This window comes from Nocardiopsis sp. iso_25 (assembly GCF_056173305.1).
On sequence record NZ_CM149667.1, the window covers coordinates 4996224 to 5013895 of the forward strand.

A 17672-nucleotide genomic window follows, 5' to 3' on the forward strand; every position below is an offset into this window, starting at 1 on the left:
GGCCGCATCTTCAGGGCGAGCCAATCTCAAACCCGCAGCCAACGGAGAAGGACCGAGCGTGGCGTGCTCGTCCTCCTAGGGTATTAGATAAGCCACGAGGAAGGCAAAAAAGTAGAAAGCCGAGATATAAAGAAGAGCTTTCGCATTCCAGCAGGTTCTCTCAAACGCCCACTTTTCACTTCCCCCACCGCCCTCCCCAATCCTTTCATGCACCAGTTTTTTCACAGAAGCAGCAACGCCCCTGAAGTTTATGTATCCAATCAAGAGCGAGTACAGGGAATCAGGGAAAGCGGTGCATTTGATCCTCTTGCCGTTTTTCAGCCTGACCTGGACGCCTCCGACGTACTCTACTCCAGAAACACCCCCAAGTGAGATCTCAACCTCTCCCAAGAACTTCTTCACAACAAGCCTGTCCTCCCTGACTTCAATGCCGGAAAGCACACCAAGAATGAAAGTGAACCAAACAATCAGAGAGCTCAATAGATAAATAAGCAGGAGGGTGATCACATTCCAAAATGTGTACCCATCAACCCCCGGCCACACTGCGCCGATTGCAAAAATCCCGAGGCCAAAAAAGAGGAAAAGGAGCCAAGAGGCCACGAAAGACGACCATCTCTTGAACACCACTCTTCCATTCATCTCAATACCCAAAGAAACCTCTCAAGCCCACTCACCCGACGGGATTTTTCCAGGATAGCCCTAATACAGGAGACTCAGGAGATAAAAAAGGATTAGGGAAGCAAGTGATGCACAAGCAAGGAAAGACAGATTGAGGTGCAGTGAAGTTACGACGCCTGAACCCTCCATAGCCGCAGGTTCGGACTTACTCCTTTCCACGAAATTCTCGATCTCCCTGGCGCACCTTCGGTTTGTCGGGTAGCCAGCGAGCTGACCAACCAGAGATCCCCCCAGATTGAGGCACCACCACTTAGTCCCATCCTTAAGAATAATATCCACACCTCCTTCCCAAAGAACCCTAGAAACGAGCCGAGGAGGAATGGCGTGCTTCACCAGGAAGTTCTTAACAACAACAGCATCACCTCGCAGTTCAATATGAGTGAAGTATGAGACCTTCAGAAAAAACCAATAAGCAATGGGGTGGAACATCGAGTAGAAGAACCACTCCCATCGGTAAACTCCACTCTCAGAACCGAGGGCATGCGTTACACCGCCAAGCCAAAAAAGCCAGATAAGAAAGCAGGCGGAGATGCCAAAGGAAGCTGTCCACCGGTTCCGCAGAGTCCTGGACGGACTCCTCCTTCGACGTTTATGAAAGACAACCACTAGACCATCCTCACCAGGACACGCCGTGTTACCGGCTCCTACCATGCTCACGCCATTCCAGTACAAGCACCACAGACCCTATGAATCCGTTTCCCTTACCTGAGACGGATTCACAGCGGACCACTCCAGGCTGATCTGGTCCCCTACATCGACACCTTCGTGGTCCCTACAAACGTACTCGCGATACATCAGCCCCTGAACGGTGTACTCAACCTGCGCATGCTCCAAACAACCCCCGGCATTGAGGGATCGACATTCCAAAGCGACGATGACACCCTCCCCTGCCTGCGGGTTCTCCAGTTCCGGTTCTCCTCGAAGGAAGGAAACCCCCAGCATCACACCAATGAGGAGAAGGAAAGCCAGAACTGCGATTCCAAGTGTTTCCTTCGGGAAGAACCAAGGCTGCTTCACCGGCGCATCGCGAACCTTACGAAGATGAACCAGGTCGGCAGCCGTGACCACAGCCAGAGAACCACCGCAGACCAGAAGTACAAACCCTGCCGGAAGCCAGGGAACCAGTGCCCCGTTCTCGATGATGTCATGTGCGGTGAACCGGACGGCTGGGACCACCATGAGGGCCGACCCGAGGCCCACGGCCGAAAGCCCCAGCAAGGGCTTCCAAGCTCTGAGAATTTTTTCCTTCCCCACCGGTTTTCCATGACCTTCCCTCCGAGCCCTGTATATCTCCGCACGTGGGCCCGAGGGATGGAACATCACCAGGAAAATGGCCAAGAACAGGATCGGTATCCCGTACAGGACTCTCGGAAGCCAGAAGGAGCCGTTGAGGCGCGCATACGAAGGAAGACCCTCAACGTAGGACACCTCCACTGACCCCGGAGGATCAGCAGCGTCAAAACCGCCGGAGGCGACAGTCTCCACAGGGGAACTTTCCCCCTCCGGGGCAAACCTGACCACCAGCTCACCGGCCTCGACACCAACAACCTGGGCTTCTGCCGTTCCCGAATCGAACGCAATCGCCTTATAGAGAAAAGCCTCTTCTGCCGCAGGAACCACGAACCACATGGCAGCAATGACACCCACGAACGGCAGGAGAAAACCGAGCGCGACAGCGCTCCTACGCGACACATTCATTCACACATAGTTCTTCATTTTTCCGAAGGCCCGCGTAATCTTTCCACGTCAAACAGATCCAAATTCTTCACTCACCCCGCCTCAAAGCATTCACACTATAAAGAAGGCCCCCCAAGGACAAAGAAACCAGCACCACCGCCGCCACCAAGGAAAGAAACTTAGCAAAACCATCCGCAAATAAACCAATCAGCAAGCTTTCGAATATATCCTGGGAATATACAAAAGAGAAAAAGAAAAATACAAGCCAGATTGCTATGAATATTATCCTCATGCCCAACCAGATCCAGCCGTCGCCCCCCGCAGGGGCCGACGGCTACCGATTTGAATCTAAACCATCCTAACTTGCCACGCGCCCACCAAAACCCCAATGCTGAATAAGGTAGTCCCGACGATGGGCACCTGGCCTACGGAAAGGGAGTCTCACCAAATCGGCTACGGTCCTTCGAGGGGCCGCGTTGCTAAAAAGACGAGCAGCGATTCCCCTACCCACGCCTCCCCCGATCATCCCGTAAGCGGCCCCTTCTCCCGCCTCCCAGACATAGCTACCAAAGGAATGCTGTCCTTGAACCAAGGCATGTCTAGCTATATTTGTCCCGGCACCGATCGCACCAGCAATAAGCAACCCACCCAGGCCCGCACATACGCCAGCAGTTGCAGCAATGCACGCTGCTGCTGCAACTGTGCCGACAGCCCCGACTCCAAACCTTGCCCAGTCCCTCCACGTTAGCTCAGAAAAGTAGTCTTTTGTCGAATTCCAAGCATCACTTCCCCAGTTGGCAGTCGCGTCCCACGCTTCACTGAACCAGCTGGCTTCGTTGTTGGCCTGAGTCTGAGGATCAACGGTGTGGCTGACCAGTGCGGGCTTACTCACCGGAGCCCTAGGAACCGTCCGGAATCCCGTGGTGCGACGCCACTGTTCCGCGTAACCGCCACCCATTGAAGGGTGCCACCCAGTAGGAGTCTTAGGATTTTTGGGTCGGCGAGGAGGACCGTGCCAGTTCCCCTGCTTCTTCCATTTCTCCGTCAGAGCGCCGCCCATCGAAGGATGCCACCCGTTGGACAGAAGATCCTTCCAGTTCAGGCCGTTCGGGTCAGTGAACGAGGCAGGGCTGTTGTTCGAGTAGACGTACCCGTTCATCTTCTGAGCATCGGCCAGGTCCATCAACGGGTCCACCGAGACGAACCGGCCCAGTGCCGCGTCATACGCTCGCGCACCCAGTTGGGTCAGCCCCGTGGACTCATCCACCGTGCCGTCCACGAAACCGCGCTCACCTGGCCACTCCCCCGCAGCTTCACGGTTCTCACCGAACACGGTCATCCGCCGCTGAGAAACCTCTCCCCAGACCGCGTCCACCGCCATCTCGCCCGTGCCGTGGTGGTCGGAGAACACCCAGTGCAGATCCCCGTCGTTCTCGCGCACCGCGACCGTCTCACCCGCGTGCTCGAAGTAGCGCGTGGCCTCCTCGGTCCCCGCGGCCGGGTCCCAGGTCACCTCCATGCCCGGAAGGTACAGGGTGGTGGCCCCGTGCGCACGCCGCAGCAACCGCTCACCGGCGGCGTCGTAGACGTACTCGGTCCTGTCCACGCCCTCGGTGACACTGGCCAGTTCGCCCTCGGGCCCCCACTCCAGGACCTGGTCGCGCTCTCCGGTGGTGCGGCGGACCATGTTCCCAGATGCGTCGTAGTCGTAGGAGTGCTCGGTGACCCCACCAACACCCTGCTCCTCCACGCCGGTGATCGCGTGAGCAGGACCCTGCCCCTCCTCGGGGGACGAGTACGAGCGCGTCGTCTGTCCGCCGCCCGGCGCGTACTGGATCTCCTCGACGCGGTTGCCGGTCTCGTCGTAGGTGTAGGAGTGCCAGTACGGAGCGGCCCCGCCCAGGTCCTGGACGCCGGGCTCGGGGGCACATGCCTCCTCCCCGGTGGCGTTCGGAGTCCACACCTGGGTCAGTCGGCGCAGGTGGTCGTAGTCGAAGCACTGCACGTCGCTGGCGCGTACCGGGTCGGTGGGCTCGTCGCTGACCCGCAGCAGGTTGCCGATGTCGTCGTAGGCGTAGGTCTTCGTGGACAGCGATCCCTCGCCCACCTCCGGCACGACGCTGGCCATGTCCAGACGGTTCGTCTTCTCGTCGAAGTCGAGGGTCTGCCAGGTCTTGTCCGTGCCCAGGGGCCTGCGGCTGAACTCGCGTTGGACGAGGTTGCCGACCTTGGAGTAGACCGCCTCGGTGACGATGTGGTCGTTGCCTGTGACCGAAGTGACGTTGCCGAGGTCGTCGTAGTCGTACACGACGGGTTCGCCGGGCAGATCACCAGCCGCGGGGAACTCAGTGGAGCTGACACTGCCGTCCGGGTTGTACAGGGTGCGGAACAGGTAGCGGCCTGCCAGCCCTCCTTCGGCCCCGGGGATCAGCACCTGCTGGGCCAGCGGACGCCCCATGGAGTCGTAGCTGAGCACCTGGTCGGTGTAGGAGTTGCCGTCCTCGTGGCGTGTGGAGGAGGTCAGCTGTCCCGTCGCCACGGTGTCGTAGGCCCAGGACGCCCGGACGGTCCCGTCCGCGGATCCCTCCCTCAGATGGGTCTTGCGGCCCAGGGCGTCGTAGGTGGTGTGCAGTGTATGGTCGCGGGCGTCGGTCGCCGACACCAGCCTGTCGAGGCCGTCGTAGTCGAACGTCGACGTCCCCGTGTCGGGGTCGGTCTCGGTGACCTTCCGGCCCAGCAGGTCGTAGGCGTAGGACCAGCTGTTGCCGCCCGGGTCGGTGACGGTCTCCAGCTCACCGCGCGCGGTGTAGGTGTAGGCGGTCGCGTCGTAGTCCCCCGCGGGCTCCTCACCGTGGTGCTTGCGCAGCTCGACCACGTTGCCGCGGGCGTCGGTGATGGACGTGGTCCCCGTGCCGCCCTCGGGGGTGGTGGTCAGGGTGCGGTCGCCGTGGTGCTCGGTGGTGGTGCGCCACTGTTCCACGCCCCGGGACATCTGGACGACGTCGGTGGCCCGGTCGGCGCCGTCGTAGACGGTACGGGTCCAACGCGGAACCTCGTCGTGGTTGTTGACCACGAACAGCTCCCCGTCCGGGTCCTCCTCGTTGTGGTAGGGCTCGCGCTTGATCACGGTGTTGCCGCGCGAGTCCAGGAAGGTGTCGGTGATGACCCGCCCGCCCTCGGGCGAGGGGGCCTGGGTCTGCCGTTCGCGCAGGAAGCCGTCGAGGATCCGGTAGCTGGTGGTGTAGTCCCCGTCGGCGTTGAGGCTGTGGCTGACGACCGTGGTGGGCGCGTCCTTGCTCACGTGGTACTCGAACCGCATGGAGGGGGAGGCGTCACTGGAGCCCGTGCGGTCGGCGAGCCACACGTCGGTCAGACGGCCGAGCGGGTCGTAGGCCAGTTCGGTGCGGTTGCCGTCGGCGTCGATCTCGGCCACGGGCTGCGAGCGGGCGTCGAACTCCTCGACGGTGACGTGCCCGAGGGCGTTGGTGGTCTCCACCTTCACGTCGTGCCCGCCGGGGTTGGTGGAGGTGTAGGCGGTGGTGGTCGTGTTGCCCTCCGCGTCGGTGACCTCGACGGCGCGGCCGTACTCGTCGAACTCCGAGGTGGTGACCGTCTGGTAGACGGCGCCCTCGTCGTCGTAGTCGGTGGCCCGCTGAGTCTGGGTCGGGCGGCCCTGAGTGGGTGCCTCTCCGAAGCCCTTGCCGTCGTAGAGGGTGCGGGTGTCGCTGACGATCTGGTCCTCGGACGGGGTGCCCTCGCAGTCGGAGGCGACCGTGCGGGTGTGGGAGACCAGGTTCAGCAGGTGCTTGCCGGTGTTGCGGGCGTAGGCCGTGGAGGTGCACCGGTCGTCGTCGGGCTCGGCCACGTCGCCCCGGTCGTGCACGGTGGAGACCATGCCGTAGGAGTCGAAGGTGTTGACCGTGCTGGTCTGGCGGAACGAGTCGTCGGCCAGCGCGGTGTGGACGTCCGTGCTCTTGGTGTTGGTCATGTGCGCGCCGCGCTCGTCCCAGGAGTGGGAACTGGTGGCGGTCTGGCGCTTCCAGGGGGTGGTGACGGTCCGGGAGACCACGTCGCCGTCCACGCCGTCGCGGACGATGACCTCACGGGGCTGGCCGTTGAAGACCTCCTCGTCGGTCACACTGGCGCCGGTGGAGTCGGTAACCTCCGCCGACCGGGTTCCGTCGGGCAGGTGGTCGCCGTCCATGCCCTGGTAGAACAGGTGCTCGGTCTCAGTCCGCACCTCGTTCTCATGACCGGTGCGCACGATGACTCGGTCGTAGCCGCGCCACTGCGACCACGTGCGCCTGTCCTCCTCCACGAAGCCGTCGTCGTCCATGTACCGCCAGGCGCCGTCGCCCACGTAGTCGTAGCTGGTGATCTGGTCGGGCTGTCCGCCGACCAGGTCCTTCTCGACCAGCGCGACGACGGGGTACTTGGCGAACCAGTCGGTGATGTCATCCGCTCCGGGCTGGTGGGAGCGGATCACCGGGAAGCAGGCCTTCGTGTTCTCGTGCGGCTTGGGAGTGTCGCCTTCCACGCATTCGGACTCGGCGTAGCGCACGTCCACCTGGCCACCGGTCTCGGTGTAGATGGCGCTGACACGCCACTTGTTCATCGGGGCCAGGCCGTCGGTGGTGGAGTCGACGCGGTTGGGCATCGGTGTTCCACCGAAGGTGATGGACGGGTAGGCCTCGGTGCCGCCGACGTGCCCGGTGTGGGTGATGGAGTCCAGCCACAGGGCCGGGTCGGTGCCGTCCCCCGGTTCGGGGAACGTGTGCTTGAGCTTCCAGGTGTCGACGGTGGTGTACTCGTCCCCGTCGTGGACCTGGGTGGTGATGGTGTCGAGCTTCTTGGTGGTCCAGAAGGTGGGTGAGTGCTGGCCCGCGCAGTCGCTCTCGCACTCCTGGTCCAGCGGGGTGTCGGGCCAGTGCTCGGCGTTGTCCTCGGTGCGCTCGTCCTCGGCGCAGTCGAAGCCGTCCTCGGGCAGGCAGCGCTCGGAGACGGAGTAGGTCACCCGTGCCGGAGCTGTGGCGTGGGGGTCGTCGTCGCGCAGGCCGTACTCGGTGCGCTTGAGGTGGCCGCCGCGGTCGTAGGGGGTGGCCTCGGACTCGAAATGGCGGCCGTAGTTGTTGGTCTCCGCCTCGTAGTAGTGGGACAGGGCGTTGCCCTGCACGTCCACCACGTAGTCCAGGTTCCACCGCCAGGCCTGCTGGCACCAGGCGTCCTCATCGGAGGACTTGTGGCAGGGTTCGCCGGAGTCGTTGCCGTAGACCGGCACCGTCCAGGCCGAGTCGGTCTCATCGTCGCCGGAGGAGTGGCCGGGCAGGCGGTTGAGACCGAAGAAGTACTGGGCGCCGTCGGTGGTGGTGACCTTCCAGTACTCGCCGTCGTTGTCGCCGTTGGTGGTGCCGGTCAGCCGCTCGACCTTGGAGCCGTCGTCGTTGCGGGGGGTCCACTCGCCGTCGTCGTAGACCAGCTCGGTGGAGCGGCCGCCCAGGTTGAGGGTGGCGTTGTGGTGCGACCAGCACTGGTCGGGGATGTCGGTGTCGTCGTCCTGGCAGGTGATGTAGCGGCGCTCGATGTAGCCGGGGTGGTAGTCGAAGCCCTCGCCGATCCAGGAGGTCTGGTTGTTGGTGTCCGACACGCGCCCGTCCACGGACTGCGAGGAGTAGGACAGGCTGATGTCGGGCTGGAGACCACCGGCCGTGTTCGGGGCGGCCATGGGGTAGTTCCAGGAGAAGTCGCCGGTCTGGGGTCCGACGTTCCAGGTGGAGGAGGGGCTCAGCGAGGTGGCGGTGTAGTCACCGGTGCCCTCCTCGCCGGATCCGTCGGCGGCCGCTGCGACCAGGACACCCGACGAGGTGGCCGGGACCACGGCGGACAGGGTCCGGGACTCGGTGTCGTTGGCCGAGTCCAGGACGTGGGAGGACAGGCAGGCTTCCTCCGTACCCTCCTCGCACCCGGTCAGGGCGATCAGGGACAGGCGTGACCCGTAGTCGGCGCCGTAGGCGGTGGCGAAGTCCGCGTAGTCGACCTCCACCCGCACGGGCCCGACCGCGTCGGAGCCGTCGGTGCGCGTCACCCGCAGCGCCAGGCCGGAAACGCCCAGGGCTGAGGCCGCCTCACGGTCCAGGACCTCCACCTCGGCGGCGGTCACCGGCTCCGGTGCGGTCGGCTCGGTGTCCTCGGGCTCTTCGGTCAGCTCGGGCTCGGGTGCCTCCGCTGCGGGCTCGTCCTCTTCGGTTCCGGTCCCCCCGTCCCCCGGCAGCGGCTCCTCCGGCTGAGGACTGGGCCCGATCTCCTGAGGCTCTTCTGTCTCGGGACCGGACGGCTCTCCCGTGGCCGGCGTGTCGCTGTCCGTCTCGGTTTCGGCGGGGACACGCCGCTCGTTGCGGGTCCCATCGGCTTCCTCCGGTGCCGCGCTCTCGTCCTCCTCCGGAAGAGGTGAGGTCCACTCCTCGAAGTCGGCTCCCTCGACAGCGTCGAGTGCCACCACTCCGTTCTCTTCCTCAGCGGGAGCGCTGAAGGAGCGCGCCTCCGTTCCGCCGATATCGAAGGACGTAGTGCTCGCCTCCGGCCACTCGGCCGGTTCTAGCGAGGTGACGGCGGCGTCGGTGGCCGCGCTGTCGGCTTCGATGGCGGCCTGGACGGCGGTGTGGCCGTCCACCGACTCGGTCTCGGCCACCTCGGGGCGGGTGTTGTAGGCCAGCGCCGAGGCGGGCATGGCCGAAGCCAGCCCGGCGACCAGCACCAGGGCGACGAAGGAGACGAGGGGTTTGCGACCGCGCCGGAGGGCGGTGCTCTGGGGGATGTCAGACATGGGGCGACCTCCTACCCGGCGGAGGGGGCCGCCGGGCAGATCGTGCTTGTCAGGGGGAAGCAGGGGGTCCACAACGGGTTCAGGCCACGGGAAGATACCCCCGCATCACGCGGTCCAGATCGGTTTCGGCGAGCACGCCCTGGTACAGGTGCACGTCGCTGATGTCGCCCGCCCAGGCGTCGGAGAACTGCTGCTCGAAGAGCGCCCCTCCGATGACGACCGGGCCGCCGGTGTGCCAGGCGTCGGGTACTTCGGCGCTGCCGTTGTCGACTCCGTCGACGTAGAGGGTGACCCGGCGCGAGGTGTGGTCGTAGGTCGCGGCCAGATGCGTCCACCGCCCGAAGTCGGGGGCGTGGTCGGACAGTGCACGGTGCCAGCCGGAAGCGTCCATGGTGTCCTCCGGGGGCAGCTTCATCACCCAGTTGTCCCACTCGAAGGAATGCTGGTAGCTGAGGTAGAAGGCGCTGTGGAAGTCGCCGTCCTGTGAGACCGCGGTGGAGTTGTGTCCGACCTCGTCCAGGCGGACCCACGCGGCGACCGAGTAGCTGCGGTCCGTGCGAATAGCGGTGTCATCGGTGCGGATGTGTTCCTGCGCGGTCGGATCGAGACTGACACCGGGTGCCCAGGTCACTTCGTTGAGGGCCTGGTTCCAGGCGGTCAGCGGGTCGCCGTGCAGTGTCGCGGTCAGTCCGTGGTCGGAGGAGTCGGAGACCGAGGTGCCCTCGGTCTCGTCCAGTTGCCAGCGCCCTTCCAGTGCGGCGGGGCGGTTGGCCAGTTCCCAGACCTCGGAGTGGGCGTCCTCGTCCGCGGTCAGGGGCTGGTCCATGAGCACCCGGTCCCAGACGCGTACCTCGTCGATCGCTCCGATCCATGTACCGATGTGCTCGCCGCGGTAGCGGGCACCACTGACGACGAAGTCCCCGTCAGCGTTCCACGGGGTCTCCTGGACCGCGGTGGCCTGCTTGTCGCCGTTGACGTACAGCGCCAGTTCACCGGTTTCGGGATCGAAGGTGCCGAGCAAATGGGTCCACACACCGATCTCGGCCTGCTCCGTGGAGATCGCCCGGTGGGTGACCTGCGTGTCGTCGGCATCGTACGGGGCCTGCTTGAAAACCCAGCGGCCTCCCTCGGTGTGCTGGTAACCGAGGTAGAAGCCGCTGTTGCGGTCACCGTCCTGGCCGACGGCGGCGAGGTTCTCCGTGGCGCCCTCCTCCAGGAGGACCCAGGCCGCGACCGAGAACGCGCCGCTGGTGTCCACGACGGGACCGTCGGTACGCAGGTGGGAGTCTCCCGTCGGCTCGACGGCGGTCCCTTCCAGCCGATAGCTCTGTCCGGCGCTCTCACCCACACGCCCACGGGTCCAGCCGACGGTACCGTCGGCGGTCGCGACACGGCCGCTCTCCCTCAGGTCGGCCACCGTAGTGCCTGTTCCCTCGTCCATGGGGAAGTGGGAGACGGGGTTGGAGGGCGGTGCGACCGTGAACGTGTACACCAGGCCGCATTCGGAGGAATTGCCGTAGGCGTCGGTGATCCGGGCGTGGATGAGGTTGGGACCATCCCTGCGCGGGGTGATCGCAACGGTCGCCTGCGCCCCGGGCTCGTCCAGTTCCACCGTGGTGGAGCAGGAGGCGTCGTTGACGCTGTAGTGGTAGGCGGTGGCGGCCTCGACCCCGTTGTTGGTGAACGTGAAGTCTCCGCTGCGCCCCACCGAACCGTGGACGGTGTCCCCAGCCGGGTAGTCGGTGGAGGTCACCGTGGGTCCGGTCTCGGGCTTGGTGGTGTCGATCCTGATCCAGCACCAGTCCGACCACGGGTAGCCCCACTCGGTCTGGTCATGGGCGATCGCCCGGTAGCCCAGCAGCTCTCCTTCGGGAAGCCCGGTGGCGGTCACGCTGTACGAGGAGCCGCCCGGCCAGTACCCCACGTCGGAGTAGGCGGAGTCGGCGTACTCGCGCGGTTCGGTGCCGTTGACCCGCCACTCCACACGCAGCTTGAGCTTCTGACCGCCCCAGGCGGCGCGCGCGTCGTAGTCGCGGGCCTTGGCGCGGAAGGTGACGGTGGTGTCGTTGATCAGGCGCGGATTGTCCCGGTCGGTGGAGCAGACTCCGCCCAGGGAGTCGGACATGGTGGAGGTGGCCACCTGGGACGGCTTGTTGTTGTAGTCGATCACCACGACCGGTGGTTTGCGGTCGGTGTCGAAGCGCCGCCAGGCGGTGGTGCCGGACTCGTCGCGTTCCTTCAGGCGCAGGTAGACGTAGGACTCATCGTTGTCCGCGCCCCACTGGTAGGCGGCGGTGGCGTCGAACTCCACACCGCTGCTGGACGGGCAGGTGGCCCAACCGCCCCTGACATTCTGGGTGTCGAGCAGGGTGCGTGTGGTGGGTTGGTTGTTCCAGGTGGTCTTGCTGTTGAACCTGTCCGTGCGGTGCAGTTGCACGTGGGAGTTGCTGTTGCAGTCGTAGGCCCACTCGACCTCGGTGCGCAGGGTGGCCGCGTGGATCGTGGTGGTGTCCTGTTTGATGCGTCCGGGCACGGAGAACTGGAAGAAGGCGCGCCGGGTGTAGACGCGGTCCCACTCGATGCGCCCCACGCCCACGCTCTCCTCCTTGGAGTTGAAGTAGGCCTGGTTGGGATAGGCGCGGTCGACGTAGGCCCAGTTGGGGCGGCTGGCGCTGACCGAGGGGTCGATGTAGACGGGGTACTCGGTGGTCTCGTCGGTGAGCATGCCCTGGTCGGGGACCAGGCGGATGGAGTCCACCGTGACCTCGGTCTCGACCAGTGCGGTGCGGGCCCCGGTGGTCGGCGCCAGGAGCGGGTCCTCACCCGGGGCCTCGTCCTGGCCCGTGGAGTCCCACATCGCCGGAGCCTGGGCGGTGAACACGCTCTGGCCGCCCTCGTCTCCCACTGCCTCGATGTTGCCGTGTTCGTCGGCGACGACGCTCACCCCGGTGGCGTCCAGGGGAAGTTCGAGTCCGGCCAGCTCCGGCGAGGCCGCGGCCTCGGGGGTGTGCACGACCAGGACCTGGGTGAAGCCCTCGACACCGGCGGTCAGGACCAGGTCCACGTCGGGCAGCACGTCGGCGTAGGTGGCCTGGTCGCCGTCCAGGGTCGGCGTGGGCAGTTCTTCGGCCCAGTCGAGCGCGACGCTGTTGGAGCCGATACCGATCCGGGCCATCGGGGCGTCACCGCCGCCGGAGAAGGCGATGTCCATGCCCGCCGCCCTGGGACGGACCAGGCCGTCGTCACCGGCGACCAGGGTGGTGTCCACGTCCACCCAGCCGTCCGCGGAGCGCACCCGAACGGGGATCGCGGAGACCTCGGCGGTAAAGGTGCCGTCGGGGTTGGCGAAGTGGCGGGTCTTCTCGTCCGTCAGGGACGGGATCTCCACCGGTTCGCCGGTCTGCTCCGCCAATGCCAGTGCGTCGAACTCCTCGCTCGCGCCTTGCGCATCTTCGCCACCAGGCGGTGTGGAGTCGTCGTCATCGGCCGCGGCGGGCACCGTGGTCAGGAGCGACAGGGCCAGCGCGGCAGCGGTGGTCACCGCCGCCACCCGGGTCAAGGGGGAGAGCATGGGGGATGCCTGTCTTGTGTTGTTTTTTTGGAACGCCATCCCTGAAGGGATTCAGTCCAGCTACTTCAAACCGGACAGAAAGTTACTAGTTACACCTATGTCGACACAAGGCACACAGAGTCACTCTTGTCCACCGCAGCGAAGTCCAATCGGGGACCGAGGACGCTGACATGGGCGCAAACCCGTGTGACCGGATCCGGCCACACAGCGTTCAGCCGGACTAGGTGGTGGTGCCGCAGTCAAGCGCGGACAGAGCGGCAACCCCGGGCTCGCGCGACACATCGGTATCAACCTGACGTAGGAGCCTTGCATCTGCCCGACAAATCATGAAGGTTTTCTCCTAGGGCAGACCCGGACGTCGCGCGCGGTGACCGCACCGGAGCGCGTCCCTTCCGGCTGCTCGCTGTCCGCACGACAGAAGCCGGAAGGAGCCCACGTTGGCGAAACCGCACCGGAACCGTCCCGCTCACCCGCCCGCCCGGGGGGCGGGCCGGGTCTCCCGAGCCGTAGCCCTGGCCGCAGCGCTCACCGCGTCGCTGCTCCACGCGCCACACATGGCGGTTGCCGCCGCTCCGGCCGTCCCGGCGACGAACACCTCCGCCGAGCCGTGCGCGGTCGATCCGCAGGCGCCGCCCAAGCGGCAGATGCGCGCCGAGTGGATCTCCTCGGTGGTCAACATCGACTGGCCCAGCGAGCAGGGGCTCTCGCCCGAGGCTCAGCAGGCCGAGCTGATCGACCTGTACGGCCGGGCCAAGGCCGACGGGCTCAACGCCGTGTTCGTGCAGATCCGGCCGACCGCCGACGCGTTCTGGCCCTCCCCGCACGAGCCCTGGTCGGAGTGGCTCACCGGCACGCAGGGCACCGACCCCGGCTACGACCCGCTGGCGTTCGCGGTCGAGGAGGCGCACGCCCGCAACCTGGAGTTCCACGGCTGGTTCAACCCCTACCGGGTGGCCATGCACGACGACCCCTCGCGCCTGATGGCCGACCACCCGGCGCGGGTCAACCCGGACTGGGTGTTCGCCTACGGCGGCAAGCTCTACTACGACCCGGGCATCCCCGAGGTGCGCGCGTTCGTCGTCGAGGCGATGATGCACGCGGTCGAGAACTACGACTTGGACGGCGTCCACTTCGACGACTACTTCTACCCCTACCCGGTCGCGGGCGAGACGGTGCCCGACCAGGACACGTTCGCCGAGTACGGCGGAGAGTTCAGCGACATCGGGGACTGGCGGCGCGACAACGTCAACCGCATGGTCCAGGAGATGGACGAGGCGGTGCACGCCGCCAAGCCGCACGTGAAGTTCGGCATCAGCCCGTTCGGGATCTGGCGCAACGACACCAGCGACCCGAACGGCTCCGACACCGGCGGGTTCGAGTCCTACAGCCAGATCTACGCCGACAGCCGCAGGTGGGTGCGCGAGGGCTGGGTGGACTACATCAACCCGCAGGTCTACTGGGAGATCGGCCTGCCCGTGGCCGACTACGCGGTGCTCGTCCCCTGGTGGGAGCAGGTCACCGAGGGCACCGACGTACACCTCTACATCGGCCAGGCCGCCTACAAGGCGGGCAACGCGGGCGCCTGGTCCGACCCGGACGAACTCTCCCGGCACCTGGACCTCAACCGCGAGTACCCGGGCGTGGACGGGGACGTCTACTTCAGCGCGAACTCGCTGCGCACCAACGCCAGGGACGCCATGGATGTCGTGGTCGAACAGCACTACTCCCACCCCGCCCTGATCCCGGTCAAGGAGGACCTGGGCGGGGCCGCTCCCGCACCGCCGGTGGTCACCGCCGCCGCGCGGGCCGACGGCGGCACCGAGCTGACCATCCGCCCCGGTCGCGGCGGCAGGCCCGCCTACTACGCGGTCTACGCGCTGGACGGCGCACCCGGACGGCAGGAGGTCCCCTGCGACGTGCAGGACCCGCGCGCCATGGTCGGCACGGTGCGCGCGGCCGGGGACAGGGGCGAGACGGTCTTCACCGCGCCCGGCGGCGATGGTGTGACCTACTACGTGACCGCCCTGGACCGGCTGCACCACGAGAGCACGACGAGCAACCCGAGGCACGTGCCCCGGGGCTGACCGACGAACCGCGGGGCCCGGGACAGCGCGCACTCCGGGCCCTGCGGCCGTTCCCCTTCGGACCTCGAACCTCGACCATCACCCGCGCACGCCTCGCACCGCGACCCTTCCTCCGCCCGGCGCCCCGCGGCGCCCCCGCGGACCGGCGCCGCCTCCGGCCCCCTCCCCTCTTCCGTCTCCCGACACCGCCACCCGCGCGCCCCGGACCAGCGCCCAGCCCTACACCCCGGACCCGCGTCCCGGTCCGCACCGTGGTCGCTCCGTGACACCACGGCGACGGACCGGCGAAGAACACGCCAACTCCCCCGCCCGGACCTGGCCACGGCCCGCACCGCTGGGCCAGACTCGCCGGGACCGTTCGCTCCCCCGCTAAGGACCGCAGAGGATGACCCTCCCTCCACGCTCCCCCCGTCTCCTACCCCCGCTGCTCGCCCTCGCCGTCGGCGCCGCCCTGCTCTCCCCCGCCCCGGCGGCCTCCGCGGCGCCGCTCCCGGCCGACACGGCCCGGGCCGTCGCCTCTCCCGTCGACTACGTGGACCCGTTCATCGGCTCCACCAACGGCGGCAACACCTACCCCGGCGCGGTCCGGCCGTTCGGGATGATCTCCTGGAGCCCGACCACCACCCGCGGCGACCAGACCGACACCGGCGCGGCCAACGGCTACTCCTACGACGTCACGCGGGTGCGGGGCTTCGCCCTGACCCACGTCAACGGTGCCGGGTGCCACCCCGGGGCCGCCGGGGACGTGCCGATCATGCCGGTCACCGTGCCCGTGGAATCGTCGCCCAGCGCCGACACCCGCGACGAGGTGTACGCGAGCGACTTCGACCACGCCGACGAGTCCGCCTCCCCCGGCCGCTACACCGTGACCCTGGAGAACGGGGTGCGCACGGACCTGAGCGTCACCGACCGGGCCGGTGCCGGGGAGTTCGACTTCCCCTCGGACACCCCAGCCAGCCTGCTCTTCCGCACCTCCAACTCGCTCAACGGCAGCGAGGAGGCCGACGTCCGCATCGACGAGGAGGCCCGCACGGTGAGCGGTTCGGTGCTCACCGGCGCCTTCTGCGGACAGCGCGCCAACGGCGGCGAGAACAACCGCGAGTCCTACTACCGGCTGCACTTCACCGCGCGCTTCGACACCCCCTTCACCGGGGTGGGCACATGGGAGGACGGCGAGCTGAAGCCGGGGGCCACCACCGCCTCCGGGGGTGAGGGCTACGACCGCGACCAGCGGCGGGGCCGGGGCTCGGGCGGCTACGTCTCCTTCCCCGAGGGTTCCGACGTGGGCGTGCGCGTGGGCATCTCCTACGTCAGCGCGGAGAACGCCGAGGAGAACCTGGACGCCGAGATCGACCCCGGGCAGAGCGTGGACGCGGTGGCCGCGTCGGCGCGCGAGGCCTGGAACCGGCGCCTGCGCACGATCAGGGTCGGCGGCGGCACCGGGGACCAGCGCACCGCCTTCTACACGGCGCTGTACCACTCCCTGCTCCAGCCCAACCTGGTGAGCGACGTCGACGGCCGCTACCCGGGCATGGACGGCGAGGCGCACCGCGTGGCGGACGGGCAGGGCGCCCAGTACACCAACTTCTCCGGCTGGGACCAGTACCGCGCGCAGATCCAGCTCCTCGCGCTGCTGGAGCCCGGGGTGGCCGGGGACTTCGCGCAGTCCCTGCTCAACTTCTCCGAGCAGAACGGCGGCGTGTGGGACCGCTGGGTGCACATCAACGGGCCCACGCACGTGATGACGGGCGATCCCTCGGCCGCGACGCTGGCGACGTTCGCCGCGATGGGCGTGGACGGGTTCGACGCCGAGGCCGCCTACGAGTCCCTGCGGACCCAGGCCACCGAGCCGCACCCCGACGGGCTGTCCGACGCCGGGTGCCCGGGCCAGTGCGAGGGCCAGCGCCCGAACCTGGAGCGCTACCTCGAACTCCACTACGCGCCGCAGGACGACTGCCACTGCTGGGGCGGGGCCGCGGAGACGCTGGAGGCCTCCGTGGCCGACAACGCGCTCGCCCAGTGGGCGGAGCGCCTGGGGCGCGGGGACGACGCCGCGGTGTTCGCCGAGCGCGGCGGGTACTGGCGCAACGTCTACAACCCCGAGGCCACGCCGGAGGCGGGCTACGCGCAGGCGCGCGACGCCGACGGGTCCTGGGTGACGCCCTTCGACCCCGGGCGCGACACCGGGTTCGCGCAGGGCACGAGCGCGACCTACACGTGGATGGTGCCGCACGACGTCGGCGGCCTGGCCGAGGCGATGGGCGGCCGGGAGACCGCGGCCGAGCGCCTGGACGGGTTCTTCCGCACGCCCGACGGCGCGTGGTCGGTGGGCGGCGGCGATCCGCTGCGCTACGACCCCACCAACGAGCCGGGCATCCACGCGCCGTGGATGTACAACGCGCTCGGGCAGCCCTGGAAGACCCAGGAGACGGTGCGCGAGATCGTGGACACCCAGTACGGAACGGGGCCGGGCGGCCTGCCCGGCAACGACGACCTGGGCACGATGTCGGCCTGGTACGTGTTCTCGGCCCTGGGGCTGTTCCCGCAGGCGCCGGGGCGCGGCGAGCTGCTGCTGTCGGCCCCGGTGTTCTCCTACGCCAGGATCGCGCCGAGCGGGCGCGAGCCGATCACCGTGGTCGCCCCGAACGCCGGGCCGGACGCGACCTACATCGGTTCGGTGCGCCTGGACGGGCGGGAGCACACGCGTTCCTGGTTGCCGGAGTCCTTCCTCAGCGAGGGCGGGCGCGTCACGCACGTGCTGGTCAGCGAGCCGAACACGGAGTGGGCGACCGCTCCGCAGGACCTGCCGGTCGACCACTGAGGCCGTGGGCGGGCACCGCGC

The 17672-nt window shown here is 67.0% G+C and carries 6 protein-coding genes; 2 read left to right on the forward strand and 4 right to left on the reverse strand.

Features of this window, described 5'->3' with window-relative positions; genetic code table 11:
* Nucleotides 1-75: 75 nt before the first annotated feature.
* From AC0VX6_RS21500 to AC0VX6_RS21515, 4 genes are all read right to left on the reverse strand, one after another.
* Entirely contained in the window at nt 76-651 is a 576-nt protein-coding gene (locus AC0VX6_RS21500; RefSeq protein ID WP_475465803.1) for a hypothetical protein, read from the reverse strand.
* 711 nt (nt 652-1362) lie between these two features.
* Nucleotides 1363-2376 carry a hypothetical protein gene (locus AC0VX6_RS21505; RefSeq protein ID WP_475465804.1) on the reverse strand — a complete coding sequence of 338 codons (1014 nt, stop codon included), beginning with the start codon at nt 2374-2376 and terminating at the stop codon, nt 1363-1365.
* 337 nt (nt 2377-2713) lie between these two features.
* Nucleotides 2714-9175, reverse strand: a complete 6462-nt coding sequence (locus AC0VX6_RS21510) for an RHS repeat domain-containing protein (RefSeq protein ID WP_475465806.1) — start codon at nt 9173-9175, stop codon at nt 2714-2716.
* Nucleotides 9176-9254: 79 nt separating this feature from the next.
* Nucleotides 9255-12746, reverse strand: coding sequence for a LamG-like jellyroll fold domain-containing protein (locus AC0VX6_RS21515; protein WP_475465808.1), 3492 nt, complete (start codon nt 12744-12746; stop codon nt 9255-9257).
* A 437-nt stretch (nt 12747-13183) separates the two neighbouring features.
* Between AC0VX6_RS21515 and AC0VX6_RS21520 the strand changes: the two genes are divergently transcribed.
* Nucleotides 13184-14830 carry a glycoside hydrolase family 10-like protein gene (locus AC0VX6_RS21520; RefSeq protein ID WP_475465810.1) on the forward strand — a complete coding sequence of 549 codons (1647 nt, stop codon included), beginning with the start codon at nt 13184-13186 and terminating at the stop codon, nt 14828-14830.
* Between the two features lie 385 nt (nt 14831-15215).
* The gene (locus AC0VX6_RS21525; RefSeq protein WP_475465812.1) at nt 15216-17651 is read left to right on the forward strand and encodes a GH92 family glycosyl hydrolase; all 2436 of its coding nucleotides are present in this window, start codon (nt 15216-15218) and stop codon (nt 17649-17651) included.
* The last annotated feature ends 21 nt before the right edge of the window (nt 17652-17672 follow it).

Excerpts from the sequence above, each read along its gene's own strand:
- AC0VX6_RS21515 (WP_475465808.1), bottom strand. The coding sequence starts at position 12,746 with ATGCTCTCCCCCTTGACCCGGGTGGCGGCGGTGACCACCGCTGCCGCG.
- AC0VX6_RS21525 (WP_475465812.1), top strand. The coding sequence starts at position 15,216 with ATGACCCTCCCTCCACGCTCCCCCCGTCTCCTACCCCCGCTGCTCGCC.
- AC0VX6_RS21510 (WP_475465806.1), bottom strand. The coding sequence starts at position 9,175 with ATGTCTGACATCCCCCAGAGCACCGCCCTCCGGCGCGGTCGCAAACCC.
- AC0VX6_RS21505 (WP_475465804.1), bottom strand. The coding sequence starts at position 2,376 with ATGAATGTGTCGCGTAGGAGCGCTGTCGCGCTCGGTTTTCTCCTGCCG.